The following is a 1,142-nucleotide window of genomic DNA, read 5'->3' on the forward strand; positions in this document are numbered from 1 at the left end:
TGCGCCTGCGGGCCGAGGCCTGGCGCGGGCTGCGGGTGGCCGAGGTGCTGGCCTCGCCGGTCGATCAGGCGGTGGATCGCTGCTGGCCCTGGGGCGACCCGCAGATCGGGCAGCAGTTGCGCACGGAGTGGACCGACGCCATCGCCCAGGCCCTGACCCAATCCGGCCTGACCATGGCCGTCGCCCCCCTGCGTCGCCTGGCGGAACCGGGCGGCGTTCTCGATACGCTGGAGGCTCAGGGCTTCGAGGTGGACGGTCCCGAGTGGCGAGCCATACCCCCCGCCACGCACGAAGGCGGTTGACGCCCGGCGCATGAAGGCCGACGCCGGGATCATGAGCGACATCGAACCCAGACTCACTTCCTTGGCCCATGGCGGCGGCTGCGGCTGCAAGATCGCGCCTGACGTGCTGCAGTCCATCCTGGCCTCGACGCCGCGCACGGCGGCCTTCGCCGAACTGATGGTGGGGACCGAGACCTCGGACGACGCGGCGGTCTGGCGGCTGAACGACCAGCAGGCCCTGGTGGCGACGACCGACTTCTTCATGCCGATGGTGGACGACCCCTTCGACTTCGGCCGGATCGCGGCGGCGAACGCCCTGTCGGACGTCTACGCCATGGGAGCGACGCCGATCTTCGCTCTGGCCATCGTCGGCATGCCGGTCGGCAAGCTGTCGCCCCAGACCATCGGCCGGGTGCTGGAGGGCGGGGCGGCGGTCTGCGCCGAGGCGGGCGTTCCCGTGGCGGGCGGTCACTCCATCGACAGCCTGGAGCCGATCTACGGCCTGGTCGCTCTGGGGCTGACGCACCCGGACCGGGTGCTGACCAATCGCGGCGCGCGGGCGGGCGACGTGCTGATCCTGACCAAGGCCCTGGGCGTCGGCGTGCTGAGCGCCGCCTATAAGCAGGGGCGGCTGGAGGCGGGCGGCTATGAGGCCCTGCTCGGCTCGACCACCAAGCTGAACACGCCGGGGCCGAAGCTGGCGGCGATGGAGGGCGTCCACGCCGTGACGGACGTGACCGGCTTCGGCCTGCTGGGCCATGCGCTGGAGATGGCGCGCGGCGCGGGCCTGACGGTCGAGATCGACGCCGACGCCCCGGTGTTCCTGGACGGATCGCCCGCTTTGGCGCAGGCCGGGGTGCG

Annotated in this window: 1 protein-coding gene and 1 pseudogene; both read left to right on the forward strand. The window is 72.3% G+C overall.

The features are described 5' to 3' along the window. Nucleotides 1–302, forward strand: a pseudogene (locus RT567_RS17110) (TraB/GumN family protein); the annotation flags it as partial. Between the two features lie 31 nt (nt 303–333). After that, nucleotides 334–1,142: selenide, water dikinase SelD (selD, locus tag RT567_RS17115; RefSeq protein WP_313577374.1), on the forward strand; the 809-nt coding region annotated here is incomplete at its 3' end.

The sequence above is a fragment of the Brevundimonas sp. genome, from assembly GCF_032107865.1.
Taxonomy (GTDB): Bacteria; Pseudomonadota; Alphaproteobacteria; order Caulobacterales; family Caulobacteraceae; genus Brevundimonas.